The sequence below is a fragment of the Neobacillus sp. CF12 genome, from assembly GCF_030348765.1.
GTDB lineage: Bacteria > Bacillota > Bacilli > Bacillales > Cytobacillaceae > Neobacillus.
In genome coordinates, this window is sequence record NZ_JAUCEU010000007.1 from 4,014,453 (window position 1) to 4,040,674 (window position 26,222).

A 26,222-nucleotide genomic window follows, 5' to 3' on the forward strand; every position below is an offset into this window, starting at 1 on the left:
GGGTGAAACTCATGAGCATCAAAGCTGAAGAAATTAGTGCCCTGATAAAAAAGCAAATTGAAAACTATCAGGCTGAAATTCAAGTGAGTGATGTCGGTACAGTTATCTCCGTAGGTGACGGTATCGCACGTGTTCATGGCCTCGACAATGTCATGGCTGGAGAACTTGTTGAATTTTCAAATGGCGTTATGGGTATGGCTCAAAACCTTGAAGCCAATAACGTTGGTATTATCATTCTTGGACCTTTCACTGAAATTAAAGAAGGTGACGAGGTTCGTCGTACAGGACGCATCATGGAGGTTCCAGTAGGTGAGGAACTAATTGGTCGTGTTGTTAACTCTTTAGGACAACCAGTTGATGGTATGGGTCCAATCAATACTACAAAAACTCGCCCTGTTGAAGCAGTAGCTTCAGGCGTTATGGCTCGTAAATCCGTTCATGAGCCATTACAAACAGGTATTAAAGCGATTGACGCACTTGTGCCAATCGGCCGCGGTCAGCGTGAGTTAATCATCGGAGACCGTCAAACAGGTAAAACATCTGTTGCAATTGATACAATCTTGAACCAAAAAGGTCAAGACATGATTTGTATCTACGTTGCTATTGGTCAAAAGGAATCAACTGTACGTGGTGCGGTTGAAACTCTTCGTAAGCATGGCGCGTTAGAATACTCAATCGTTGTAACAGCATCTGCATCACAACCTGCTCCATTGTTATTCTTAGCTCCTTATGCTGGGGTTGCAATGGCTGAAGAATTCATGTATAACGGCAAGCACGTTTTGATCGTATATGATGATTTATCAAAACAAGCGGCTGCATATCGTGAGCTTTCCCTATTACTTCGTCGTCCTCCAGGTCGTGAAGCATATCCAGGGGATGTATTCTACTTGCACTCAAGACTTCTTGAGCGTGCAGCGAAATTGAACGACACACTAGGTGCTGGTTCAATCACTGCATTGCCATTTATCGAAACACAAGCAGGTGACGTTTCTGCTTATATCCCAACAAACGTTATCTCCATCACAGATGGACAAATTTTCTTACAATCAGATCTATTCTTCTCCGGTGTACGTCCAGCAATCAACGCAGGTCTTTCCGTTTCTCGTGTAGGAGGATCCGCGCAAATCAAGGCGATGAAGAAGGTAGCAGGTACACTGCGTCTTGACCTTGCATCATACCGTGAGCTAGAAGCATTTGCACAGTTCGGTTCTGACCTTGATAAAGCTACACAAGCGAAACTTAACCGCGGTGCGCGTACGGTTGAAGTTCTTAAACAAGATCTTCACAGACCGCTTTCTGTTGAAAAGCAAGTAGCTATTCTTTATGCATTAACACGCGGTTTCCTTGATGATATTCCGTTAGTGGATGTTCGTCGTTTTGAATCAGAATTCCTTAATTGGTTAGACCACAATCGCAAAGACTTGTTAGACCATATTAAAAATACGAAGGATCTTCCTTCTGATGATGATATGGCTGCTGCACTTAACGCCTTCAAAAAGACGTTTGCAGTTTCCGAATAAGTAGGGTCTGACATTTAGTAACGGGTGATTAAACAGTGGAAACAGGCACCCAAAACCGTGCCTGTCACCACTGTTTAATCCCCAAACATTCTTTGAATGAGGGTGGTGAGAACCTATGGCATCATTACGTGATATAAAAAATAGTATTAATTCTACGAAAAAAATGAGTCAGATTACAAAAGCAATGGAGATGACTTCTGCAGCTAAATGGAATCGTGGGGTCATGAATGCAAAAGCATTTGTTCCTTATATGGAAAAAATCCAGGAAGTTACGGCAGCAGTCGCAATGGGCAGCAAAGGGATTAATCATCCAATGCTACAATCTCGTCCTGTTAAGAAAACGGGTTATATTGTTATGACATCCGACCGTGGTCTTGCAGGTGCTTTTAATAGTAACGTTATCCGTCGTGTATACCAAACAATCGAGCAACGCCATAAATCGAAAGATGAATATGCGATCATTGCAATCGGTCGTGTAGCCCGTGACTTTTTCGTTAAACGCGGCATAAATGTCGATCTTGAAATTGTTGGAGTATCCGATCAACCGAGCTTTGAAAGTGTTAAAGATATTACCAGTAGTACTGTAGGTATGTTCTCCGATGGAACCTTCGATGAACTTTACGTATATTACACTCATTATAAAAGTGCCATTACTCAAGAGGTAACGGTGAAGAAGCTTCTTCCGCTATCGGATATTTCAACTTCTTCAAAGCTTACATCTTATGAATTTGAGCCATCTGCAGAAGAAATTTTAGAAGTTCTCCTGCCTCAATATGCTGAGAGCTTAATTTACGGTGCTCTTTTAGACAGTAAAGCAAGTGAGCATGCTGCTCGAATGACTGCGATGAGAAATGCTACTGATAATGCGAAAGAAATGATCAAAAATTACTCACTTATCTACAATCGTGCCCGTCAAGCAGCGATTACACAAGAGATTGCTGAAATCGTCGGCGGAGCGGCTGCATTAGAGTAGGTTGAAAAGCGGAAGCGCCTTGCCCAAGGAAAAATGCAGTTCAATTTTTCCCAGGGGCGTCAGGCATAAGACAAGCCGGCAAGAAGGTTGTTCTTTAACCTTATTGACGGATTGGCTTAGACCTGAGAGCCACTAGGCGCTGTAGCTAGACATAGAATCTAATTTTTTAATATGAGCCCCATTTAGGGGTATTGATAAGTCCTATATGTGGGAATGTGTTCAACGTTCCCAACTACATAGAAGGACTATAACTAGTAAAGTGTGATTCACTAGGTTCCTTTTTCAAAAAGGGGTTTTGTGAAAAAGTAAGATAGGAGGGAAAATAATGAATAAAGGACGCGTTCTTCAGATTCTGGGTCCGGTTATTGACGTTAAGTTTGAAAACGGTCAACTTCCTGAGATTTATAACGCTTTGCGTATTGAATACAAAGCACAAAATCAGTCAGAAGTTGATATCAACTTAACCCTTGAAGTAGCCCTTCATTTAGGTGATGATACTGTTCGTACAATTGCAATGGCTTCTACTGATGGTGTAATGCGTGGAATGGATGTTGTTGATACAGGTGCTGCTATTTCTGTACCGGTTGGGAATGTAACTCTTGGTCGTGTATTTAACGTATTAGGTGAAGTTATCGACCTTAACGAGGAAATTCCAGCGAGTGAGCGCCGTGATTCGATTCACCGCGAAGCTCCAACGTTTGAAAACCTTTCTACTGAAGTAGAAATTCTTGAAACAGGTATTAAAGTTGTAGACTTACTTGCTCCTTATATTAAGGGTGGTAAGATTGGTCTATTCGGTGGTGCGGGTGTAGGTAAAACCGTATTAATCCAGGAATTGATCAATAACATCGCGCAAGAACACAGCGGTATTTCGGTATTCGCTGGTGTTGGTGAGCGTACACGTGAAGGTAATGACCTTTTCCATGAAATGACGGATTCAGGCGTTATTAAGCAAACTGCGATGGTATTCGGACAAATGAACGAGCCGCCAGGAGCACGTATGCGTGTTGCACTGACTGGTTTGACAATGGCTGAATATTTCCGTGATGAGCAAGGACAAGACGTTCTTTTCTTCATGGATAACATCTTCCGTTTCACGCAAGCAGGTTCTGAAGTATCGGCGTTATTAGGCCGTATGCCTTCTGCCGTTGGTTACCAGCCGACTCTTGCTACTGAGATGGGTAAATTACAAGAACGTATTACTTCTACGAATAAAGGTTCTGTTACATCAATCCAAGCGATTTACGTACCAGCCGATGACTATACGGATCCGGCTCCTGCTACAACATTCGCTCACTTAGATGCAACAACAAACCTTGAGCGTAAGCTTTCTGAAATGGGTATCTACCCTGCGGTGGATCCACTTGCTTCGACTTCTCGTGCATTGTCACCTGAAATCGTTGGCGAAGAGCATTACAATGTAGCTCGTCAAGTTCAATCAACATTACAACGTTACCGTGAATTACAGGATATCATTGCAATCCTAGGTATGGATGAGCTTTCTGATGATGATAAGTTAGTGGTACTTCGTGCACGTCGTATCCAAAACTTCTTATCACAGAACTTCCACGTTGCTGAACAGTTTACTGGACAGCCAGGATCTTATGTACCTGTAAAAGAAACAGTTCGTGGTTTCAAAGAAGTCCTTGAAGGTAAGTATGACCACCTTCCAGAAGACGCATTCCGCTTAGTTGGACGTATTGAAGACGTAGTGGAAAATGCAAAACGCATGGGTGTAGAGGCCTAAAGCCTGTCAGGAGGGTAAAAAATGAAGACGATTAAAGTCAGTATTGTTACTCCCAATGGCCCGGTGTATGAGTCCGATGTGGAAATGGTTATTACGAAGGCTCAAAGTGGTGAATTAGGTATTTTACCTGGACATATTCCAATGGTTGCTCCTCTTGCTGTTGGCGCTGTGCGCCTTAAGCATGCTGGAAGTAAACAAGAGGATCTTGTTGCTGTCAGTGGCGGTATTCTTGAAGTCCGTCCCGAACAAGTAACGATTCTAGCCCAAGCAGCTGAAAAAGCAGAGGATATCGACGTTGAACGTGCACAAAAAGCAAAAGAACGTGCCGAGCAGCGTATGAGAGAGCAGAAAGCGGAAGACATCGACTTCCGTCGTGCTGAACTAGCCCTGCAGCGTGCCATCAACCGACTAACGGTTACAGGAAAACAATAATAGATATGTTTCAAACCCCTGCTCAGTCGACGGACTGGCGGGGGTTTTTACTTTTTCTAGTATTTGTTTGTGTTGCTGGAGTCTGCTTTAGTTTTAGAGGACTTATTGAATGACTTGAAGGTAGCGTCTGCGGCAAAGATTCTACCTGATTTGATTGGTCCTAGGAGGAAATGAAGGAAAAGGCATATAAAATTATCGAAGATTATAGAGGTATTGGAGTAGCCCCTTATTTGAAATAAGGGTTTTTTGTGGTTTTGTCGGACTTTGTCGGAAGAAAATAATTAACAGAATCTTTAAAAGTATTTGACTTGTGGGATAAATCAGCTTATACTTTCAATAAGACATCATATGATGTCATATAACATTAGGGGGTAAAAGTAAATGAAAACTGAACATGTTAACCAAATTGCGGCTGCAATCAATGCAGTTAAAGCAACAAAAGTGAAGAATGTTTATTTTGTAGCTTGTGGAGGTTCGATGGCATCCCTTGCTACTGGGGATTATTTCTTAAACAGAGAAATTGAGATTCCAAGCAGAGTTTATACTTCTAATGAATTTGTTCATGTGAACCCGCCAGGACTTGGTGAAGGAAGCGTTGTTATCCTTCGTTCACATTCAGGAACTACACCAGAAACAGTTGCTGCTGCTAAGTTTGCAAGAGAAAAAGGAGCAGTTACGATTGCAATTTCCATGGAAGTTGATTCTCCACTTTGTCAAGAAGCTGAGTATACCGTTCATTACAACTATAAGGATGGCTCAGACGCGATTGATGGAGAAACGGGTATATACTACAGCTTAATTTTCGGTCTTTTGAATGCGGTTTCACCAAATGAAAAATACGAAAGAGTATCAAATCAATTAAATAATTTGGAAACTCTTTTCGAATCAAACAGAAAATTGACTTATGATCGTGCATTCCAATTTGGAAGCGAATACAAGCGCGATAAACTGATTTATACAATGGGCAGCGGTGCTTATTACCATCAGGCATATTCGTTTACAAGCTGTTTGTTAATGGAAATGTTATGGATCCACTCTAATGCGATTCATACTGGAGAATACTTCCACGGACCATTTGAGGCAACTGACTTTGATGTTCCGTTCCTAATTATCAAAGGAGAAGGCGCTACTCGTCCATTAGATGAAAGAGCGATTAACTTTGCACAAAAATTCAGTAAAAAAGTTGAGGTTGTCGATGTAGCGGAATTGGATTACACAGGTATTGATGAAGATCTTAAAGAATACTTTGGTCCAGCTCTTGCAGGTGTTGTATTACGTCAATATGCAGATGGTTTGGCAGAGCATACAGGTCACCCGCTTTCAGTAAGACGCTATATGTGGAAAATGGAATATTAATCTACCAACATTAGTCACTTAACAACTCGGGTTCAACATGATAGATTATAAGAATGATTTTCTAATATACTTATGGGACACGATTTGCAAGTGGACAAGGTTCAGTTGAAGGTTAATCTAATCTACGTTGATGACTAGGACACTTAATTGAACTCACTCCATTTCATTATTTTATAAATAATAATCTGAATATTTTAAAGGGAGTGAAAAAATGAAAAGATTTTTAGCAATTTTCATGACAGTTCTTTTATTAGCATTAACAGCTTGTTCCTCCTCAGCAGGAAACGAAGAAAAAAATTCAACGGATAAAGATGTCGTGGAAATCGATTTCTTCCATAGATGGCCGAATGAACCACGGAAATCTTTCTATGATCAGAAAATCAAAGAATTTGAAGACGCTAATCCAGGTGTTAAAATTAATGTCAATTCTGTTTTAAACGATTCTTACAAAGAGAAAATTAGAGTACTCGTTTCTAACGACGATCTTCCAGATATTTTCTCTTCTTGGTCTGACTCATTTGCTGAAAACCTTGTATCATCAGATCGTATTATGGAGCTAGATAGTATTTTAGCAGAGGACTCTGAGTGGGCAGGAAAATTAATTGAGTCTCAGTTTGCAGGTTTTACATTTGATGAAAAGAAGTATGGAGTACCATTTACGGTTGACGGAAAGGCATTCTTCTATAATAAGGAAGCCTTCAAGAAAAATAATCTTGAAGTTCCTAAAACCTATAAAGAATTTATCGCAGTTCTAGATGATTTACAGGATGCTGGTTATGAAACGCCGTTAGTAGAAGGTTTAACCAATGCGTGGGCGATTTCACATTATATGGGAACTATTTTCCAAAGGGTTGTTGATCCTGCTGTAACAGCAAAAGATTATAATGTCGAAACAGGTGAGTTTACAGATCCAGGTTATATTCAAGGATTAGAAATCTTCAAGGAACTTACTGATTACATGGGAGATCTCTCAACTGCAATTGACCACGAGGCTGCAAGAAATATGTTCGCTAGTGGTGAAGCACCAATTGTTTACATGCAGTTTGCTGAAGTTAAAATGGTAGAAGATCAAGGTATGACAGATTTCGGATTCTTTGACTTCCCTGAAATCGAGGGCGGTAAAGGTGATTCTAAGGCACTTACTGGTGCACCAGAAGGATGGATGTTAAGTAAAAATGCACCAAAAGAAGCAGTTGAATTCTTGAAGTTCTTAACATCTGAAGAAACAGCTTACGATTTCACAAAAACAGATGGACAATTGAATGCCGTACAGGGTGCTGTTGATGAAGGCAATACTTCACCTGCCAGATTAGAAGCGTATGAGCTTGTAACAAAAGCTTCTGCAACTACACCATGGTTTGATAATGCTGTTAATATCAATATTGCCGATATCTTCATGAGGGGCGGACAAACATTAGCAAATGAGCAAACGACTCCTGAAGAAATTATGAAGGAAGTACAAGCTGAAGCAAAACGTTTGAAAAAGTAGAATGAATTCCCCTTCCCCAAGATTCGAGGACAGTGTTCCTCGAATCTTGGGGAAATCTAACAAACGAGTCAAAAATATTAGGGGTGGGATCAATGCAAAGAAGGAAATTTAATATTATCCCTGTACTATTCTTATTGCCGAGCATCGCCTTGCTGCTCGTATTTGTCTATATTCCACTTATACAAAATTTTTATAATAGCTTTTTTGATTTTTCAGTTTTCTCTCAAACAAAAACGTTTGTTGGTTTGGAAAATTTCAGAAACCTATTAGCCGATAAAGCAGTAAATGTTGCACTTCTCAATAACGTTAAGTACGCAATCATTTCTGTAATTTTACAAGTTGGATTTGCTTTAGTGTTAGCTTATATATTGGAAGATAAATTATTTCAAAGAGTAGCCCCTTTCCTTAGGGTCGTTTACTTTATGCCAGTTATGATTTCCATTTCTGTTGTAGCTTTACTTTTTGGGTTTGTTTACAACCCGCAAATGGGACTTTTAAATAGTTTCCTTGAATTAATTGGTTTGGAAAACCTGAAAGAAGTATGGCTAGGCAATTCTGAGACAGCCATTTATTCCGTCATTGCAATGTCACAATGGCATAGTATTGGGTTTGTTACCCTTTTATTTATTGTTGCGATTCAGAAAATTCCGAAAGAGCTTTACGAAGCTGCTGATATAGATGGAGCTGGAAAAATAAGAAAGTTTTTTAGCATTACAGTACCACAGGTAAGAGAAGCTATATTTGTAAACACGTTGATTACGATCACTGGATCTATGCTCGTTTTCAACGAACCTTATATTCTAACGAATGGCGGACCAGGTTTTAGTTCAACAGTTATGTCTGTACATATGTATCAGACTGGATTTGTGAAAGATAACATGGGCTATGCCTCCACACTTGCGGTTATTATATTTGTTTTAACAGCGGTGCTGGCACTAATTCAAATAAAACTGTCTCGCACGGGAAAGGATGATTAACATGGAGCAGGTAATAAAACCATCTGTGGAGCAGGTAATAAAACCATCTCGGAAACTACGAAAGTTTAGTATCGGCCGATTTCTCACCATGCTAATGTTGGCGGCTTTTGCAATCGCCATCCTTTATCCGCTTCTTTGGATGGTTATCTCTTCGATGAAGAGCTATAATGAGATCTTCAATGATGTCTGGGGCTTACCTAGTACTTGGATTGTTGAAAACTACTCCGTGGCTTGGTCAAAAGGTATATCCGGCTATTTTATGAATAGTTTGTTCGTTACAAGTGTATCCATTATTGCGGTTCTGATTATTGGCTCGATGGCAGCATTTGTACTGGCCAGATATAAGACAAGATGGATTGACATTGCTCTGATTTTTACCATCGGCGGAATGATGATGAATCCACAGGTTGCCTTAATTCCATTGTTTAATATCCTTACGAATCTAGATTTAATCAATACCCATTGGGCGTTAATTTTAACCTATATCGCTTATCGATTGCCATTAACGATTTTGCTTTTGAGAGGGTATTTTCTAAGTATTCCAAAAGAACTGGAAGAGTCAGCCATTATTGATGGATGTACGGAATTCGGTATCTATCGAAGAATCTATTTGCCGATGTCGGTGCCAATTTTGTTGACAACGATTGTATTGACTGCATTCTTTGCATGGAATGAGTTCTTATTTGCTACAGTCTTTATTGATTCCGAAACATTGAAAACAATTCCATCAGGATTAATGAATTTTAGAGATGCCTTACGGACAGATTGGGGCGTACTCCTTGCGGGGATGGTACTCGCTTCGCTGCCAATGATTGCGTTGTTAATCTTCTTGCAAAAGTATCTAGTTCAAGGACTATCTGAAGGTTCTGTAAAAGGTTAAAGGAAGGATGAGCACGTTGAAAATTATTGCAATTGGAGATAATGTGGTAGATTGTTATTTGGATCAGGGGAAGTATTATCCTGGCGGTAACTGTGTTAATGTCGCTGTAAATTGTAAGCGTTCAGGAGCGGAAGATGTCAGTTATATTGGGATTTTTGCCACAGACGATAAGGCAGACCATTTGAAAAGCGTTCTTGAGATGGAAGGTATTCCTTTTCAACGTTCACGTGTGGCAGAAGGAATTAGTGGACAACCCCGCGTAAATCTTACCGAGGATGGCGATCGTGTATTTGTAGGCGGACCAAAGAATACGGTTCAACATATCTTAAAGTTAAAACTTACCTCTGAGGACTATGAATATATTAAAGAGTTTGATGTTGCTCATACTAGCTGCTATAGTTCAATGGAAGAAGAACTTTCAGGCTTGGCGCAGCATGTTAACGTATCCTACGATTTTTCGGATAAGTATACTGCCGGGCAGCTTGAGAAAGTTTGCCCTTATATCAAACATGGTTTTTTCTCAGGTGCTCATTTAAGTGATGATGAACTGGAGAATTTAGTAGCGAATCTAGGGAAATATAATTTGGAAACGATTGGTATTACCAGAGGTTCCAAACCTGCTATTTTTCTCCACCTGGGAAAAAGGTATAGTCAAGAAGTGTTTGAAACCGAAATCGTTGATACAATGGGAGCAGGCGATAGTTTTATCGCTGGTTTTTTAACAGCCTTCTACAAGCAAAAAGACATGAAGGAAGCCTTAGTCTTTGCCGCTGAACGAGCTAGCATTACTTGCGGGTTTTATGGCGGATTCGGCTACCCGAAGGATTTAGAATAGTACATTTGATATAGCCTAACGCCACAAGGTAAAGGCTATTATTTTTCAATAAAAAAGATAGTTTTATAATCATTTTCTTATTATAATTACTATTATAAGTAAATTTTAGAAGAGGTAACTTATGGATAAGGAAAAATCTGTTGAAACAGAGAGCCCGGTGTTTTTGTATGATCAGGTAAAGCATGGCATTATGGAAATGATTAATACGGGAAAAATTGTTTCCGGCCAAAGACTGCCGAATGAGAAGGAATTATGTGAAGCCTTCGACACAAGCAGAATTACCATTAGACGAGCGTTGAAGGAACTTGCAAGCGAAGGGGTCATTGAAATCATTCATGGTAAAGGGACCTTTGTCAAAAACGTGAAACAAAAAATCCATATTCTTAATTTGCAAGGCTTTTCGGAATTGTCAGTAGCGACAGGGGATGGCAATTTTACAAAAGAAATTTTGGTTAATCAAATTGAAACCGCTGACAAAGAACTTATGCAGTATTTTGAACGTAATGAGCCATTTGAAGTAGTGAAGCTTGTACGACTAATAAAGGATGGAAACAATATCTTTAGTGTTGACTTTGCCTATTTACCTTGTGATATATACTCTGGCATTTCTGAAAAAATAAAGGATAATGTTTCAACCTTTAAAGTTATACATGATGATTACGGAATAAAGTTCGGCAAAGCGCGGAAGGAAATGGAGTTTATTCTTCCTCCTCAAGATTTAAGCAAGCTTCTTCAAGTCTCTCGAATGGAAACTGTCATTCAAGTTAAGAAAGTAATAAAGGATGATCATGAAAGACCGGTACATTACTCCGTGTACTACCTCCTTGCTAATAAAGTAAACTTCTATATTGACGTAGATATGGACAGTGATCTTGATTTAACGGAATAATATAAAACAAAGACCTTTGACTTGTGGCATGGGTCTTTGTTGTATATATACTTGTGATATTTGGAGGATTTGAAAGCTTGGCCAGTCTTACGACTGGCTTTTTCAGTGTTATATGATGGTGGAAATAATAGTTAGGCAGGTAAACAAAGGGTTTTGGCAGGTGAAATGGGGAGGCAGGCAGGTAAGAGAATCAAATTGGAAGGTATAGCTTTGGATTATGCAGGTAAGTTGAAAATCGTAATTAAGGTTTATGGTTTGACGGAAAAATATTGCGTACTATCTCTTGATTATGGAGGATTTGATAGCTTGGCCAGTCTTGCGACTGGTATTTTGTTCGTTTAGAGGATGTTGGATATAGTTAGGCAGATAAACAAATAGAATATGCAGGTGAAGGATTGAAGTGTGCAGGTAAGGATTTAGAAAAGGCAGGAAGAAGAGGGGAATAAGCAGGTAAGAGAAGGGAGGGGGGATTAGTTGGGGTATCTGAGGGTGGACTATTGACAAAACCAGTTTTGCGACTAGTATTTATAGGAATTTAGTAGGATGTTGATTATATTTATTCCTTTTTAATAGAAAGTTTAGAATGATTTGGTATATTGTGAATATGATGGTGTTGATGGGTTGTATGAAGTTGTTACTTAATTTGGTGTAACCAATATTTTTGAATAAGAGGGTACGATTTGTTGTACTTTTTATGACAAATCTCACTGACAGTAGTTGGGATTTGTTGTTTAATGTCGATACGAGGGAAAAAAATACAGCTCTTGCGAGCCTGTTGTTAGGCACGTCATCTTTCGCTTCGCTGCAGATCACGTGCATGAGTTCAATGTTTTGCAGTTCGCTTATGCGTCATCTCTGAAGTGATTTCAGGAGGTCTTTTCTGCGAGATCACGCAAACGCTCAGGGGGTGGGGGCTTGTGTCTCCTAAATCAGGTTTATGCGAAAAAGTTGAAATTTCTACCGCCATGTGCTGACGCACATTGCGCTTCAGTTCCGCTGAAGCTTGCAAAACGTCCCAGTCCAAGGCGTTTTTGTGAGCGAGCTCACAAACGCTTGGCCAGGGACGTTTTGCGGCGATAGAAATTCCAATTTTTAATAGGTGGTGTTGTCGACACAAAGTTGTAACAGTGCTATAATGTTATCGGTTACAAGTTTCATTGTTATGAAAATTTTCAACATTGGAGGGGATGGACTTGGAACTTTTGAATTTATATCAGAATAATTATCTGATTGTTTTGGTGTTCCTTTGTCTTGGGGTGCTGCTGCCACTGGTGGCGTTATATTTAGGTAAGCTTTTGCGTCCTCATAAGCCGAGTGTCGAGAAGTATACCACATATGAAAGCGGTATTGATCCATTTCACGATTCCCGTGTACAGTTCAATGTCCGCTATTATATTTTTGCCCTTATGTTTGTTATTTTTGATGTAGAGACTGTATTTTTATACCCATGGGCTGTTGCCTATGATAAGCTGGGAGTTTTTGCGTTAATTGAGATGTTGATTTTCGTAATTATGCTGTTAATTGGCTTAATCTACGCTTGGAAGAAGAAGGTGCTACGATGGACTTAAAACTAGATGACCTTTCACCAGAGGAAATGAAAGAACTAGAAAGAAATGTGTTTTTTGCGACGCTGGAGCAAATTAAAGCATGGGCACGCAGTAATTCGTTGTGGCCGATGACATTTGGTCTGGCTTGTTGTGCGATTGAGATGATGGGTACGGGTGGAGCCAACTATGACCTTGACCGCTTTGGGACCATTTTCCGGACGTCGCCAAGGCAATCGGATTGTATGATTGTGTCTGGTACGGTTACGAAGAAGATGGCGCCGATTGTTCGTCGTTTGTATGATCAAATGCCAGAGCCGAAATGGGTTATTGCGATGGGGTCTTGCGCAACTGCAGGAGGTCCTTATGTGAAATCGTATTCAGTTGTGAAGGGTGTCGATCAAATCGTCCCTGTTGATGTTTATATCCCTGGATGCCCACCAAACCCGGCCGCATTAATTTATGGAATTAATAAATTAAAGGAAAAGATTCGCTATGAGGCGAAGACTGGGAAGAAGGTGATCTAACCGATGAGCGGGGAAAAGGATCTCGATCAATTAAAAAGAGAAGCAGCTGAAAAAGCAAAGGCGGCAGCGTTGGCGAAGCGTCAGGCGAAGGCAGCGGGTGAGTCTCAAGATGCTCCAAAGCAGGAGGACAAACCTTCTGAGCAAGCGCTTAGTCAGGATCCGAAGCCAACGGAAACACCAGTAGCAACGGATGATGCAGACCTTGCAAAGAAAAAGGCAGCTGCAGCAGCGAAGGCTAAAGCGGCTGCACTAGCGAAGAAGAAACGTGAAGGTATCGTAGAGGAAGAGGCTCCAGCTCCGGTTGAAGAACCGCCAGCAGCAGCTGATGCACCGGAAGACGGAGATGACCTTGCGAAAAAGAAGGCTGCAGCAGTAGCGAAGGCGAAAGCAGCGGCAGCGGCGAAGCGTAAAGCGATGGAGTTGGCTGCAGGCAATGCGCCGGCAGAAGAAACACCAGCAGTAGAAGCTGAAGCGAGCGATGACAGTGACGACCTTGCAAAGAAAAAGGCAGCGGCTGTAGCGAAGGCAAAAGCGGCGGCAGCGGCGAAACGCAAAGCAATGGAGTTAGCGGGAGAGTCCGCACCAGCGGAAGCACCAGCAACTGAAGCGAGCGATGACAGTGATGACCTTGCGAAGAAGAAGGCTGCAGCAGTAGCAAAGGCGAAAGCAGCGGCAGCAGCAAAGCGTAAAGCGATGGAATTAGCAGGCGGCGCAGCCCCAGCGGATGAACCTGCAGGAGATGACGCTAAGGCAAAAGCGGCAGCAGCGGCAAAAGCGAAGGCAGCAGCAGCGGCGAAAGCAAAGGCAGCTGGAACCGGTGAGGCAGACACTGCGGCCATGGGTGATGATGAAAAAGCGAAAGCCAAAGCAGCGGCAGTAGCAAAAGCAAAAGCGGCAGCAGCAGCGAAGGCGAAAGCAGCAGGCACAGCAAAAGGGAGCGACGTATCGCCAGCCGATACGGCCGATCAACCATCACCAAACCAGCACTTCTTAGATAAGTACAGAAAGGTTATTGAGGAAAACCTCGGTCCTGATGTTTTAGAAGATTCTTATATTAATAAATTATCGAAAGACGTTCCGACACTTATTGCAAAGAAAGATACATATTTCAAGGTAGCTCAGTTTTTAAAATACAACGAGCTCCTCGGGTTCGATTATCTTTCTGAGCTGCATGGAACAGATTTTGTCACACATATGGAAGTATATGTTCACTTATTCTCATACAAAAATCGCCAATCAGTGGCATTAAAAGTGAAGATAGACCGCGATGAACCAACAATCGAGTCCTTGCAGCCAATTTGGGCAGGAGCTAATTGGCCTGAGTGCGAAGCTTATGATTTACTAGGAATTAAGTTTACGGGACATCCGAATTTACATCGGATTATGCTAGGAGAAGATTGGGTTGGCCATCCACTGCGTAAAGATTATGAACAGTATGATGTGGAGGTGTAACCAATGATCAGAACTGAAGAAATGCTGCTAAACGTCGGTCCTCAGCATCCAAGTACGCACGGAGTATTCCGTCTAGTTGTCAAGATCGATGGGGAAATCATCACGGAAGCAACCCCTGTCATCGGTTATTTACACCGCGGAACGGAAAAGTTAGCCGAGAACCTGCAATATACACAGATCATTCCATACACTGACCGAATGGACTATTTGTCAGCGATGACAAATAACTATGTGATTTGTCATGCCGTTGAAACGATGATGGGAATCCAAGTGCCAGAACGTGCTGATTTCCTTCGTGTCATGGCAATGGAATTAGGGCGTATCGCCAGCCACCTGGTTGCCTGGGGTACTTATATCCTTGACCTTGGTGCGACGAGCCCGTTCATCTATGCGTTCCGTGACCGTGAAATGATTATCAATATGCTTAACGAATTATCAGGTGCTCGCTTGACCTTCAACTATATGCGTGTGGGCGGGGTAAAGTGGGATGCTCCAGAAGGCTGGGTCGATGGCGTTAGGGAGTTCGTTCCGTATCTGCGCGAACAGCTAAAGGGTTATCACAACCTCGTATCCGGAAATGAAATCTTTTTAGACCGGGTAAAAGGAGTTGGCGTTTATTCGAAAGAAGAGGCCATCAACTATTCACTCAGTGGTCCAAATCTTCGCAGTACCGGCGTGAAATGGGATCTTCGTAAAGACGAACCATATTCAATTTATGATCGTTTTGATTTTAATGTGGTCACAAGAGAAGAAGGGGATTGTCTAGCACGTTACCATGTGCGTCTTGAAGAAATCGAAGAATCATTGAAAATCCTTGAGCAGGCATGTGAACAATTCCCTGCTGAAGGCGAGATTATGGCCAAGGTGCCAAAAATAATCAAGGCACCAAAAGGGGAAGCTTTTGTACGAATTGAATCTCCACGTGGAGAAATTGGCTGCTATATCTCAAGTGACGGTAAAAAAGAACCGTATCGCTTGAAGTTTAGAAGACCTTCATTCTATAATCTGCAAATTCTCCCTAAATTATTAGTAGGCGAAAACATTGCAAACTTGATTGCGATTTTAGGGGCAGTTGACATTGTCCTTGGGGAGGTGGACGGCTAATGGTAGAAGAGTTGCTCCAATCCAGCCCAGGCTGGATGAACGTTGGAATCTTCTTTTTACTCGCAGTTGTCTTACTATTGGTAGTCTTAGGTTTCGTAACATACGCAATATTAGCAGAGCGAAAGGTTTTAGGATATATGCAGGCCCGTCACGGCCCGAACCAGCTTGGCGGCAAGTGGGGATTACTGCAGACCGTAGCCGACGTTCTTAAACTATTATTAAAAGAAGACATTATTCCAAAGGCAGCTGACAGGCCGTTATTTATCCTAGCACCAATCATTGCTTTTACACCAGCCTTTATGGTGCTCGCGACCATTCCGTTTACCGACAAATTCCAATTTGCGGATATCGGGGTTGGCTTGCTCTATTATATTGCTGTTTCCGGAATGACGATATTTGGAATGGTACTTGGCGGCTGGGCGTCCAACAATAAATACGCGCTCCTAGGGGGCATGCGTGCAGGCGCACAGATGATCTCTTACGAAATACCGCTTGTTATGTCCGTTTTAGGTGTCATTCTATTAACAGGAAGCTTGAATTTAAATGATATTGTCCTGCAGCAGGAGCATGGCTGGTTCATTGTTTATCAGCCGATTGCCTTTATTGTGTTCTTTATCGCATCGATTGCAGAATTAAACCGGACACCATTTGACCTTCCTGAATCAGAGAACGAACTGGTTGCCGGATACTTTGTTGAGTACTCAGGATTCCGTTGGGCATTCTTTATGCTTACTGAATATGTGTACATGTTTGCGATGTCATCACTGATCACCGTCATCTTCCTAGGCGGATGGCTGCCACCGCTGGATATCTTAGGATTTATCCCAGGCGCCGTATGGTTCGCACTTAAATTTAGCGTTGTCATCTTTGTTTACATGTGGCTGCGGGCTACACTTCCACGATTTAGAATCGACCGATTAATGGAATTCGCCTGGAAAGTGCTATTCCCAGTGGCCTTAGCAAATATATTCTTAACAGCGTTAATCAAAACATTATTTTTCTAAGACTTTTTGAAAAAGGAACCTAATGGGGCGCACGCGTTTGGCTTAAGCCCTTGAAGGAGTCCATAACACGATTACAGTATGTAATTTTTAAAATGAAAAAGGGGTGAAAAACGTGCTTGGATTTACAAAAGGCTTGAAATATACCCTAAAACAGCTAACGAAAGAAAAGGTAACCTATAATTATCCAGATGAGCCGCTTCCGCTGCCGGACCGCTTCCGCGGTATTCAAAAGTTTTATCCGGAAAAGTGTATCGTTTGCAATCAATGCATGAACATTTGCCCGACTGAATGTATTAATTTAACGGGTAAAAAACATCCAGATCCAACGAAAAAAGGAAAAATCATTGATACCTATGATATCAATTTTGAGATTTGTATCTTATGTGACCTTTGTACGGAGGTTTGCCCGACCGAAGCGATTGTCATGACCAATAACTTTGAGTTAGCGTCATACAGCCGTGATATGTTATTTAAAAACCTTGAATGGTTAGATGAGAACGACGAAAACGTACGGCAGGTGAATAAGCCATGACAATATCAGGCGAGTTTCTCGCATATTTTGGCCTTGCCCTTGTTGCCATCATTGGCGGGGTCCTGTTATTGAACCTTACCAAAGTCGTGCACATGGTCGTTGCCCTTATTTTTACGTTCGTCAGCATTGCCGGTATTTACGTGCTGCTGTCAGCTGAATTTGTCGCTGCGGTTCAAATCTTGATTTATTCCGGTGCGATCACGATTATCATGTTATTTGGAATTATGTTAACGAAGCATGATGATGAAGGGGAAACAACCACAGGCAAAGGAAGAAAGGTTCTATTATTTCTAGGAGTACTTGGTTTTGCAGGGGCTGTATACTATGGAATTTACGATTTAGATATCGTACAGGTACCAACTGATTTACATGTGGACAATACCATGAAAATTGGGGAAGCCCTTTACTCTAAATGGGTAATCCCGTTTGAATTAACATCTGTTTTACTATTAGTCGCACTTGTCGGAGCGATTGTTCTGGCGAAGAAAGATGAGAAGGAAGGTGACAAGGAATGAGTTCACTTCCTGTTCAAGCCTTCCTATCACTCGCATTGATTTTATTTTGTATCGGATTATACGGGGCATTGACCAAAAGAAACACCGTCATCGTCCTCATCTCGATTGAACTTATGCTGAATGCCGTAAATATTAACCTAGTAGCCTTCAGTAAATACGGTGTGGCGCCGTCCATCACCGGTCAAATCTTCGCACTGTTCACGATTAGCGTAGCCGCTGCAGAAGCAGCCGTCGGTCTTGCAATCCTGATTGCCCTATACCGCAACCGCAAAACCGTCAACATCGACGATATGGACACAATGAAAAACTAGTTTTTTTTTAGACACTGCGGTGCCTGTCACCGCTTAAAAGACACTGTCCGTCTCAGGTGGACAAATTGGTAATTATTGGTGTCTGTCCTCGGCGTAAGTTTCGCCTTAGCGGTGACAGGCACCATTTTAAAAAGGGGATTGTGATGATGATGGAAAATGCATGGATCATACCGCTTTTCCCGCTATTATCGTTTTTGATTCTTCTTCTATTTGGTAAGCGGCTGAAGGATGCGAGTGCGTATGTGGGTATTCTCGCAACGCTTGCTGCGCTTGTGTATTCGTTGTTGGTGTTATTCGAGCGTTTTACGCAAACCACGTTTAAGACTTCAACGGAGTGGCTCAGGATAGGAGATATTTCTTTAACAGCGGGCTTTGAAGTGAATCAATTGAATGCATTAATGCTTGTAATTGTCTCGCTCGTCAGCTTCCTGGTACATACTTATTCAAAGGGATATATGCACGGGGATGAGCGGTTTCCAGTATTCTATGCCTATTTAGGACTATTTACGTTTGCGATGCTTGGGCTTGTCATCTCGCCCAACCTACTGCAAACATATATTTTCTGGGAGCTCGTCGGAGTCGGTTCCTTCCTCTTAATCGGATTCTATTTCTATAAAGAAGAAGCGAAGGCTGCGGCAAAAAAAGCGTTCATTATGACCCGTATCGGGGACGTTGGTCTCCTCATCGGGATGATTTTATTATTCTGGGAAACGAAAAGCTTTGAATACAGTGAGATTTTCCAAGCCGTTGAGGCTGGCGCTGTATCAAGCACAATGATTACTTTAACAGCAATTTTAATCTTCATCGGTGCTGTTGGTAAATCAGGTCAGTTCCCTCTTCACACATGGTTACCGGACGCAATGGAAGGTCCGACACCTGTTTCTGCTTTAATCCACGCGGCGACAATGGTTGCAGCCGGTGTTTACTTAGTAGCGGCACTGTTCCCACTGTTCGCAGCGAGTGAAACTGCACTATTAACGATTGCTGTCATCGGTGCGTTTACAGCGATTTTCGCTGCCAGCATCGGTCTTGTACAAACAGATATTAAACGTGTTTTAGCATACTCAACCGTCTCTCAACTTGGATACATGATGCTTGCCTTAGGGTCAGCAGGTTATGTTGCTGGTGTCTTCCACTTGATGACACATGCTTTCTTCAAAGCGCTGTTATTCTTAGCAGCCGGAAGCGTTATTCATGCGGTACACACACAGAACATCGAAGAAATGGGCGGTCTTTGGAAAAAGCTAAAACTTACTGCCCCACTATTTTTAATCGGAACACTTGCGATTAGCGGTGTACCATTGTTTTCAGGATTCTTCAGTAAGGATGAAATTCTAATCGCTGCTTGGGAAGGCGGACATCCAATCCTCTTCTTACTAGCGCTTGCAGCAGCATTTATGACTGCATTTTATATGTTCCGCTTGTTCTTCATGGTCTTCACTGGTGAAGCGCGGACACCAATGAAAAATGTTCACGAATCACCGTCAATGATGACTTTCCCAATGATCGTTCTAGGCGTATTAGCGATTATCGCGGGTTACGTTCAAACACCATTCAACCACAACCTTGGAGAATGGCTGGTGGACGGAAACGAAGCACTTGGTCATAGTCATATTGAAGGTCCAATCTGGATTATGATTGCAGCAACGGTTGTTTCCTTAGCAGGTATCTACCTTGCTTACATGATTTACTACAAGCGTTCGGTCGCACGTAACTGGCTTTCAGGCAGCGGCGATAGTTTGCACAGCATTTTACTGAACAAATATTACATTGACGAATTTTATCAAATGTCAGTAGTGGCCGTCACAAAAGGAATTAGCTATTTCTTACGCTTCATTGATGTCTTCCTAGTGGAAGGAATCATGAAGGGGGTAGCCGGGATTGTTCAAGGACTTGGAGCAGCAGGTTCAAAGCTGCAAACGGGTCAAACACAAACCTATGTTACCGTAGCATTCGTTGGCATGGCACTGCTTGCTGTCATCTTTGTGCTAACAGGGGGGTACTTATAAATGGATCTTTCATTCGTTCTATCAATATTAGTATTCTCCCCGTTACTCGGAATGATCGTTTTAGCCTTCATGCCTAAAACAGAAGAAAAAACAATCAAAATCGTCGGCTTCTTAGCGACACTGCCATCATTAATCACAGCTGTCGGTCTTTATCTCCATTATCTATGGGGCAAGGATTTGAGCGACTTTGACGTGGCCAAGGAATGGATTACATTCGGCGGCCTGCAGGGTACAGAAGCTGGTTTCTGGGCAGTAAACTATGAACTTGGCGTCAGTGGTTTAACCATGCTACTAGTGGTTCTAACAGCTGTAGTTGCAACACTAGCAGCGATCGCCTCCATTTATATTAAAAAAGAATGGAAAGGCTATTTCATGCTGTTCCTGCTGTTAGAAATCGGTATGCTTGGCGTATTTACTGCTGAAAACTTAATTCTATTTTTCTTATTCTTTGAAATTACCTTAATCCCGACCTTCTTCTTAATCGGAAAATGGGGTTATTTTGAAAAAGAAAAAGCAGCTTACAGCTTCTTAATCTATAACGGATTAGGCTCAGCGGTCCTGTTAATCGTGATTATGATTCTGTTTTCTAAAACAGGAACGACCAATATTGACATGTTGACTAAAAACCTGGCTGATCCTAATCTTCCAATGACAAGTGATTTGAAACTAGGTTTATTGATTGCGCTCTTAGTCGCTTTTGGCGTGAAGTTGCCAATCTTCCCGTTACACAGCTGGATGCTTCGCGTCCATGTGCAAGCACCGCCATCAATTGTTATGATTCACTCTGGTATTCTATTGAAAATCGGTGCGTACGGGTTAATTCGTTTTGGAATGGGAATTTTTCCGGAGCAGTTTGAAACGTTAGCGGTAGTGCTAGCCATCCTAGGAGTCGTAAACCTTCTCTACGGAGCGTTCTTAGCATTCATTCAAACAGACTTTAAAATGGTTTTGGCTTACTCTTCGATTTCCCACATGGGAATCGTGTTAATTGGGTTAGCGGCGATGAATGAGGCTGGCGTGCAAGGCGCGATTTTCCAAGTGGTATCGCACGGTTTAATCTCAGCGCTATTGTTCTTCCTAGTGGGTGCTTTCTATGAGCGCACAGACACCTCACTGTTGGAGAACCTTGGCGGAATGGCAAAGGGAATGCCGATTGCTTCTGGCTTTTTGCTTGCAGGTGCATTGGCGTCACTTGGTCTGCCAGGAATGTCCGGATTCGTCAGTGAATTCATGGCGTTCTTAGGACTATTTGAAGAGATGCCGTGGATTGCCGCAGTCGGCTGTATTGGTATTATCATGACCGCCGTTTATTTATTACGTGCCGTCCTCGGTATAACGTACGGCCAAGCACACCGTGAATTTACTGGAGTCCTCGATTTGAAGGGCGTCGAATTTGTTCCGGTTGTAGTGCTTATTGCTTTAATCGTTTTAATCGGAGTAGTACCAAGCGTTCTAGGCTCACCGCTTCAAGCCACACTTGAAACGATTATGCTAGGGTTAGGAGGGTGATGAAGGATGAGTCTTGAAGAATTAACATCATTTAATTGGAGCATCATGACACCAGAGTTCATCATCGTTGGTGTAGCAGCGCTTATCACAGTAATAGATTTATTTATGCCGAAAAAACAAGATCGCCGAATCCTCGGATGGATCGGAATTGCAGCGATTTTCGCCGCGATGGTTTCCCTAGTGGGACTACTGGGTGCAGCGCCTGATTCCATTTTAGAGGATACCTTCCGTCTTGATTCTTTTGGAAAAGCATTCAAACTCCTTCTGCTTGCAGGTGCAGCGCTAGTCCTATTTTTAGCTGTCTCCTATAAGGCTGACGAGGGAATGGAAGAATACCGCGGTGAATTTTATTATTTATTCCTAACCGGTTTACTCGGCGGAATGATTATGACTTCGAGCGGTGACTTAATCACATTATTTATCGGTCTAGAGTTGTTATCGATTTCTTCTTATATTTTAGCGGGTATTCGCAAAACCAACTTGCAGTCAAATGAATCTGCGATGAAATATGTCATCAACGGTTCGATTGCCACTGCGATTACATTGTTCGGTATGAGCTATGTGTACGGCTTAACGGGGTCAACGAACCTGATAGCGATCGCGCGTACGCTGCAAGCCTTAGCTGATGCACAGCATGCTTATTTGCTCGGGCTGGCATTCATCATGATTTTTGTAGGATTGGGCTTCAAATTGGCGGCTGCTCCGTTCCATATGTGGGCACCAGACGTTTATCAAGGAGCACCAACACCGGTTACGGCTTTCTTGAGTGTAGTATCGAAAACAGCCGGCTTTGTGATTGTTGCCCGAATTATGATTTCAATCTTTGGTGTGGCGGCTTCAGAAGGTCCAGGTTCGCTTCCAATCTTGTATAAAATGCAAGATTACATCGCTGTTATTGCCGCAGCTACGATGATTGTCGGAAACGTTGTAGCATTGAGACAAAGCAATATTAAGAGGATGTTTGCATACTCCAGTATCGCACACGCCGGTTACATCCTGGTGGCGTTCACATCACTGAGTTCAAACTTCTTCTATACAGTTTGGTTTTATTTATTAGCATACTTGTTCATGAACCTTGGAGCGTTTGCAATTATTCAATTGGTGGAGGCAAAAACAGGTTCAACGAAGATTGCTGATTTTGCAGGCTTGTATCGCCGTTCACCTTTGTTAGCCGTCGCGATGGGAATCTTGTTAGTCGCATTAGCCGGCTTCCCAGGAACAGCAGGCTTCATCGGGAAGTTGAACATCTTTATCGGTGCCTTCATGGTACAGGAACCGCATTATGTACTGGCTTCCGTCATGATCGCGACAACAGTGGTATCGTATTTCTACTACTTCGGAATCATGACACAAATGTTCTTCCGCCCAGCAGCGGACGACAGCAAGTTTTCAAAAATTCCAGTCGGAATCGTGGTTGTTCTAATCGTCACTGTCGCAGCGTCCGTACTGTTTGGAGTATTCCCAGACATCGCCATCGACTTCGTAAACGAAAACTTCAACCACTTCTCAGACTTCTTACAATAGACCGGCAACTTTGGGGGAAGAACCCGGTCTAGGTCGAATAAAAGGGGTAACATATATATACACGTAACATATATACACACAAAAAGAAGAGGCATAGGGGGCCTCTTCTTTTTGTGTATACAGTTAATTTATGCAGTTATTTTATGCATAAAATTAGTTTTTTGCATAAATGGTGACAGGCACCATCACCAACGTTATTGGATGGGATCAGGGATTTGTCTTTTTTCCTGCAGTTCTTCCTTCGAATCACTATTCTTCATTTCGCTGCCAAGCTTCTTCACTTCGTCCCAATCCTGGGCCATTGAGCTGTTGTTGGCTTCTGCTAATGTTTTGCTGTCTTCTAGGGGATTTGTTGTATCATTCTTGGTTAGCACTAATATTTTTCCTTCTTTAACGGAATTCCCGTAGTATTCAGCTTGATCGTCTGGAATACCTATTGCAATGAGTGCGCCTGTTAATCCACCTAAACCTGCACCCGCTACCGCTCCAATTAAACTTGAAGCAATCGGACCTGCGGCGATGATTGGGCCAACTCCAGGGATTGCCAAAGCACCTACTCCTACGAGTAAACCAGTTAAGCCTCCGAGTGTTCCGCCTGCTAATGCTCCTGTAGCAGCTGTTTCTTCAGCCACTGTACCTGTTTCATCCGCAATATGATTCACGTTTTTGAGATCCTGACCAATGACACAGATATCTTGTTTGTTGTATCCCTGTTTGACAAGGTCCTCAATCGCGATTATCGCTTCCTGTTCTGTTTCATAAACACCTACAACATTTTTTTCACGCTTGTCCATATTCAATTCCTCCTCTATACTCTTTTCGAAAGCTTCAAAGTTTAATAGTTTTACCAAATGGCTATCTTGATAATCTATCCTTTACTTTCCCAACTTCTTCTTGTAATTTCCCTTTCGTTTGATCGACTTTCCCTTCTGTTTCCGTTGACCGATCATCCGTCAACTTACCCCAATGCTCTTTTGCCTTCCCTTTCACTGTATCGACATACCCATTTATTTTATCTTTGTTCATTTTGTTTTTACCTCCTTGGATTTACTAAAAACCTATTATTGGTTTACACCATCATTAACACCATTATCGTCAACTTTCTTTTCAACATCTTTTTGTGCTTGTTTTAATTCTGTTTCTACTTTATTAATGGTATCTTCGGCTTTTTGCTTTATGTTCGTGTCTACTGCATCTTTCTGTTGTCCATCACTGACTCCATTATCCTGATCGACCCCATCGCCGCAACCCGTTAATCCGGCAAAGGTAAGTGAAACTGCTAATCCGCCAACTAGTAAACTTTTCTTCATTGTCTATTTAGCTCCCTTCGTCGTGTTTTGTTCTGCCCTTTTTATATTCCCGTTTAAAATAATCTGAAACATTTTTTTTAGTAGAACAGTATCCAAACCATTTTCTTTCTATTTAATAGCTTTTTTAAAAATACTAACATTTTGGAAAATGATAATTTTTTAGTTTAGGTCACTTACTAAAAGGGTAAATGCATACTAGGACAAAAGAAAAATGACGAAAAGGAGATTGGTAGAATGAATGTAAACGAAATGATGACAGGTTGGACTTCGTACTTTTATCAGCTTCCAAATCTATTATTTGCACTTCTAATCTTATTGGTTGGATGGCTGATTGCCAAAAGCATTGGTAAAAGTGTTGAAGCCCTTTTAAAGAGAACAAGATTTGATGATAAGTTGTTTGCAAGCGTTGGGACGAAAAAATATTCCTCTGAAATGATTATTGGAAAAATTGTTTATTATATCTTGCTGGTAGTGGTATGGATTATCTTTTTTAATATGCTTAACTTAAGTTTTATTGCGACACCGCTCGTAGAAATGCTCTCGATGATTACAGCAGCGATTCCAAACGTTTTAAAAGCAGCTCTCATTTTACTTTTTGCATGGGGTGTTGCCTCACTTCTTCGTATGCTTTTTAAAAAGGGAGCGGCTCTGATTCATTTAGAACGCCACTTAGTAAAATGGAAGATTGCGATAAGCCAAAGTGAAGCGGTAAACAGGGTTAACGGTATCGCAAAGGCACTCTTCTATTTTGTCCTTTTGCTATTCTTGCCAGGAGTATTAGGAGCTTTGCAGATTGAAGGAGTTTCAGAACCATTTGCAGATACACTTTCAACCTTACTTGCCTTTATTCCTAAGCTATTTGCGGCAGTCTTGATTGTGTTTGTCGGCTGGCTGATCGCAAAAATAGTCCGAGATATTCTAACAAACTTTTTAAACAGTATTGGTACGGAAAAACTAGGTCAACGTTTTGGAATTATCAAAACGACGGATAGTACAAGTCTTTCTAGTATTATTGGAAACATCGCGTTTATTTTAATCTTAATACCTACCATCATTACAGCCTTAGAAAAACTAGAATTAAAAGGCATTTCTGATCCAGCTATTGCTATGCTCCAAGATGTCGTAGCGGTTATTCCAAACGTTGCGGTGGCTGTTATTCTGGTCTTAGTGGGAATATGGCTTGGAAAATGGGTGGAGAAAATACTTACACAAATGCTTTGGCGTTTAAAGGTGGATAATGTCTTTACCCATATGGGTCTCGGTTCACTTAAACATGAGCAATCAAACTACACACTTTCTCAGATAATTGGAATGTTAGCAAAAATAGTTGTTATTTTATTATTTGCAGTTGAAGCCTTACAAGTTGTTCAATTGGAGTTCCTCGTGGTTCTTGGAACGGGTGTAATTTCTTATTTACCAATGTTGTTTGCCGCCCTGATTATCTTAGGGATTGGTTTATATCTTGGTAACTTAGTACAGCGCATTTTACAAAATATCCTTAAGAACAGCTATTCCGGAACTTTGGCTGCAGTTGCGAAATATGCCATTTTTACAATTACCATCTTTATGGCATTAGATCAACTGGGTGTTGCGCACTCCATCGTCAATGCTGCCTTTATCCTTCTATTAGGTGGATTAGCATTAGCCTTTGGACTTGCATTCGGCCTCGGAGGAAAAGACTTTGCTTCCAAGTATTTGCGTAAGCTAGACCATAAAATCGATAATAAAATAATCGAATAAGTCTAAACAAAAAAATAACAATCCGAATCTACGTGATTTCGGG

The 26,222-nt window shown here is 41.7% G+C and carries 26 protein-coding genes; 23 read left to right on the forward strand and 3 right to left on the reverse strand.

Translation table 11 applies throughout. The annotated features are described in order from the left end of the window. Positions 1-11: 11 nt before the first annotated feature. The 22 genes from atpA (at position 12) to nuoN (ending at position 23,129) form a co-directional block, all read left to right on the forward strand. The gene (atpA, locus tag QUG14_RS19195; RefSeq protein ID WP_289342044.1) at positions 12-1,520 is read left to right on the forward strand and encodes a F0F1 ATP synthase subunit alpha; all 1,509 of its coding nucleotides are present in this window, start codon (positions 12-14) and stop codon (positions 1,518-1,520) included. A gap of 115 nt (positions 1,521-1,635) precedes the next feature. Next, on the forward strand, positions 1,636-2,493 hold the full coding sequence (gene atpG / locus QUG14_RS19200; protein ID WP_289342045.1) for an ATP synthase F1 subunit gamma: 858 nt from the start codon (positions 1,636-1,638) through the stop codon (positions 2,491-2,493). Positions 2,494-2,818: 325 nt separating this feature from the next. After that, positions 2,819-4,240 carry a F0F1 ATP synthase subunit beta gene (gene atpD, locus QUG14_RS19205; RefSeq protein WP_289342046.1) on the forward strand — a complete coding sequence of 474 codons (1,422 nt, stop codon included), beginning with the start codon at positions 2,819-2,821 and terminating at the stop codon, positions 4,238-4,240. A gap of 21 nt (positions 4,241-4,261) precedes the next feature. Further along, positions 4,262-4,672 (forward strand): F0F1 ATP synthase subunit epsilon, encoded by a 411-nt coding sequence (locus QUG14_RS19210; RefSeq protein ID WP_289342047.1) that lies wholly within the window; start codon positions 4,262-4,264, stop codon positions 4,670-4,672. A gap of 381 nt (positions 4,673-5,053) precedes the next feature. After that, positions 5,054-6,028 (forward strand): SIS domain-containing protein, encoded by a 975-nt coding sequence (locus QUG14_RS19215; protein WP_289342048.1) that lies wholly within the window; start codon positions 5,054-5,056, stop codon positions 6,026-6,028. A 211-nt stretch (positions 6,029-6,239) separates the two neighbouring features. Further along, on the forward strand, positions 6,240-7,517 hold the full coding sequence (locus tag QUG14_RS19220; RefSeq protein WP_289342049.1) for an ABC transporter substrate-binding protein: 1,278 nt from the start codon (positions 6,240-6,242) through the stop codon (positions 7,515-7,517). A gap of 92 nt (positions 7,518-7,609) precedes the next feature. Further along, a complete protein-coding gene (locus QUG14_RS19225; protein WP_289342050.1) occupies positions 7,610-8,494 on the forward strand; it encodes a carbohydrate ABC transporter permease in 885 nt (294 codons plus the stop codon). A gap of 1 nt (position 8,495) precedes the next feature. Further along, on the forward strand, positions 8,496-9,374 hold the full coding sequence (locus QUG14_RS19230; protein WP_289342051.1) for a carbohydrate ABC transporter permease: 879 nt from the start codon (positions 8,496-8,498) through the stop codon (positions 9,372-9,374). 7 nt (positions 9,375-9,381) lie between these two features. Continuing rightward, the gene (locus tag QUG14_RS19235) at positions 9,382-10,209 is read left to right on the forward strand and encodes a PfkB family carbohydrate kinase (protein ID WP_289342052.1); all 828 of its coding nucleotides are present in this window, start codon (positions 9,382-9,384) and stop codon (positions 10,207-10,209) included. 121 nt (positions 10,210-10,330) lie between these two features. After that, a complete protein-coding gene (locus QUG14_RS19240; RefSeq protein WP_289342053.1) occupies positions 10,331-11,098 on the forward strand; it encodes a GntR family transcriptional regulator in 768 nt (255 codons plus the stop codon). Positions 11,099-11,263: 165 nt separating this feature from the next. Next, entirely contained in the window at positions 11,264-11,440 is a 177-nt protein-coding gene (locus QUG14_RS19245) for a hypothetical protein (RefSeq protein WP_289342054.1), read from the forward strand. Between the two features lie 851 nt (positions 11,441-12,291). After that, a complete protein-coding gene (locus tag QUG14_RS19250) occupies positions 12,292-12,666 on the forward strand; it encodes an NADH-quinone oxidoreductase subunit A (protein WP_289342055.1) in 375 nt (124 codons plus the stop codon). Further along, positions 12,657-13,169 (forward strand): NuoB/complex I 20 kDa subunit family protein, encoded by a 513-nt coding sequence (locus QUG14_RS19255; RefSeq protein WP_289342056.1) that lies wholly within the window; start codon positions 12,657-12,659, stop codon positions 13,167-13,169. Before QUG14_RS19250 ends, QUG14_RS19255 begins: the two co-directional genes overlap by 10 nt. A gap of 3 nt (positions 13,170-13,172) precedes the next feature. Beyond that, entirely contained in the window at positions 13,173-14,621 is a 1,449-nt protein-coding gene (locus tag QUG14_RS19260) for an NADH-quinone oxidoreductase subunit C (protein ID WP_289342057.1), read from the forward strand. Between the two features lie 3 nt (positions 14,622-14,624). Further along, positions 14,625-15,725 (forward strand): NADH-quinone oxidoreductase subunit D, encoded by a 1,101-nt coding sequence (locus QUG14_RS19265; protein ID WP_289342058.1) that lies wholly within the window; start codon positions 14,625-14,627, stop codon positions 15,723-15,725. Further along, positions 15,725-16,729 carry an NADH-quinone oxidoreductase subunit NuoH gene (nuoH, locus tag QUG14_RS19270; RefSeq protein ID WP_289342059.1) on the forward strand — a complete coding sequence of 335 codons (1,005 nt, stop codon included), beginning with the start codon at positions 15,725-15,727 and terminating at the stop codon, positions 16,727-16,729. The genes QUG14_RS19265 and nuoH overlap by 1 nt, the downstream gene beginning before the upstream one ends. A 112-nt stretch (positions 16,730-16,841) precedes the next feature. Continuing rightward, positions 16,842-17,261 carry an NADH-quinone oxidoreductase subunit NuoI gene (gene nuoI / locus QUG14_RS19275; protein WP_063255622.1) on the forward strand — a complete coding sequence of 140 codons (420 nt, stop codon included), beginning with the start codon at positions 16,842-16,844 and terminating at the stop codon, positions 17,259-17,261. Further along, positions 17,258-17,776, forward strand: coding sequence for an NADH-quinone oxidoreductase subunit J (locus QUG14_RS19280; RefSeq protein WP_289342060.1), 519 nt, complete (start codon positions 17,258-17,260; stop codon positions 17,774-17,776). The genes nuoI and QUG14_RS19280 overlap by 4 nt, the downstream gene beginning before the upstream one ends. Beyond that, entirely contained in the window at positions 17,773-18,087 is a 315-nt protein-coding gene (nuoK, locus tag QUG14_RS19285) for an NADH-quinone oxidoreductase subunit NuoK (protein WP_289342061.1), read from the forward strand. The genes QUG14_RS19280 and nuoK overlap by 4 nt, the downstream gene beginning before the upstream one ends. Positions 18,088-18,233: 146 nt before the next feature. Next, positions 18,234-20,096: an NADH-quinone oxidoreductase subunit L gene (gene nuoL, locus QUG14_RS19290; protein ID WP_289344186.1), complete on the forward strand. Its 1,863-nt coding sequence runs from the start codon at positions 18,234-18,236 to the stop codon at positions 20,094-20,096. Beyond that, a complete protein-coding gene (locus QUG14_RS19295; RefSeq protein ID WP_289342062.1) occupies positions 20,097-21,605 on the forward strand; it encodes a complex I subunit 4 family protein in 1,509 nt (502 codons plus the stop codon). A gap of 6 nt (positions 21,606-21,611) precedes the next feature. Further along, complete coding sequence (nuoN, locus tag QUG14_RS19300) at positions 21,612-23,129, forward strand: NADH-quinone oxidoreductase subunit NuoN (RefSeq protein ID WP_289342063.1); 1,518 nt, start codon at positions 21,612-21,614, stop codon at positions 23,127-23,129. A 194-nt stretch (positions 23,130-23,323) separates the two neighbouring features. Here nuoN and QUG14_RS19305 read toward each other — a convergent pair whose 3' ends face one another. The 3 genes from QUG14_RS19305 to QUG14_RS19315 form a co-directional block, all read right to left on the reverse strand. Further along, positions 23,324-23,923 (reverse strand): general stress protein, encoded by a 600-nt coding sequence (locus QUG14_RS19305; protein WP_289342064.1) that lies wholly within the window; start codon positions 23,921-23,923, stop codon positions 23,324-23,326. Between the two features lie 61 nt (positions 23,924-23,984). Next, positions 23,985-24,155, reverse strand: a complete 171-nt coding sequence (locus QUG14_RS19310; protein ID WP_289342065.1) for a CsbD family protein — start codon at positions 24,153-24,155, stop codon at positions 23,985-23,987. A gap of 35 nt (positions 24,156-24,190) precedes the next feature. Beyond that, positions 24,191-24,439: a hypothetical protein gene (locus QUG14_RS19315; RefSeq protein ID WP_289342066.1), complete on the reverse strand. Its 249-nt coding sequence runs from the start codon at positions 24,437-24,439 to the stop codon at positions 24,191-24,193. 234 nt (positions 24,440-24,673) lie between these two features. On the opposite strand from QUG14_RS19315, the gene QUG14_RS19320 reads away from it, so the two are divergent. Continuing rightward, positions 24,674-26,179: a mechanosensitive ion channel gene (locus QUG14_RS19320; protein WP_289342067.1), complete on the forward strand. Its 1,506-nt coding sequence runs from the start codon at positions 24,674-24,676 to the stop codon at positions 26,177-26,179. The last annotated feature ends 43 nt before the right edge of the window (positions 26,180-26,222 follow it).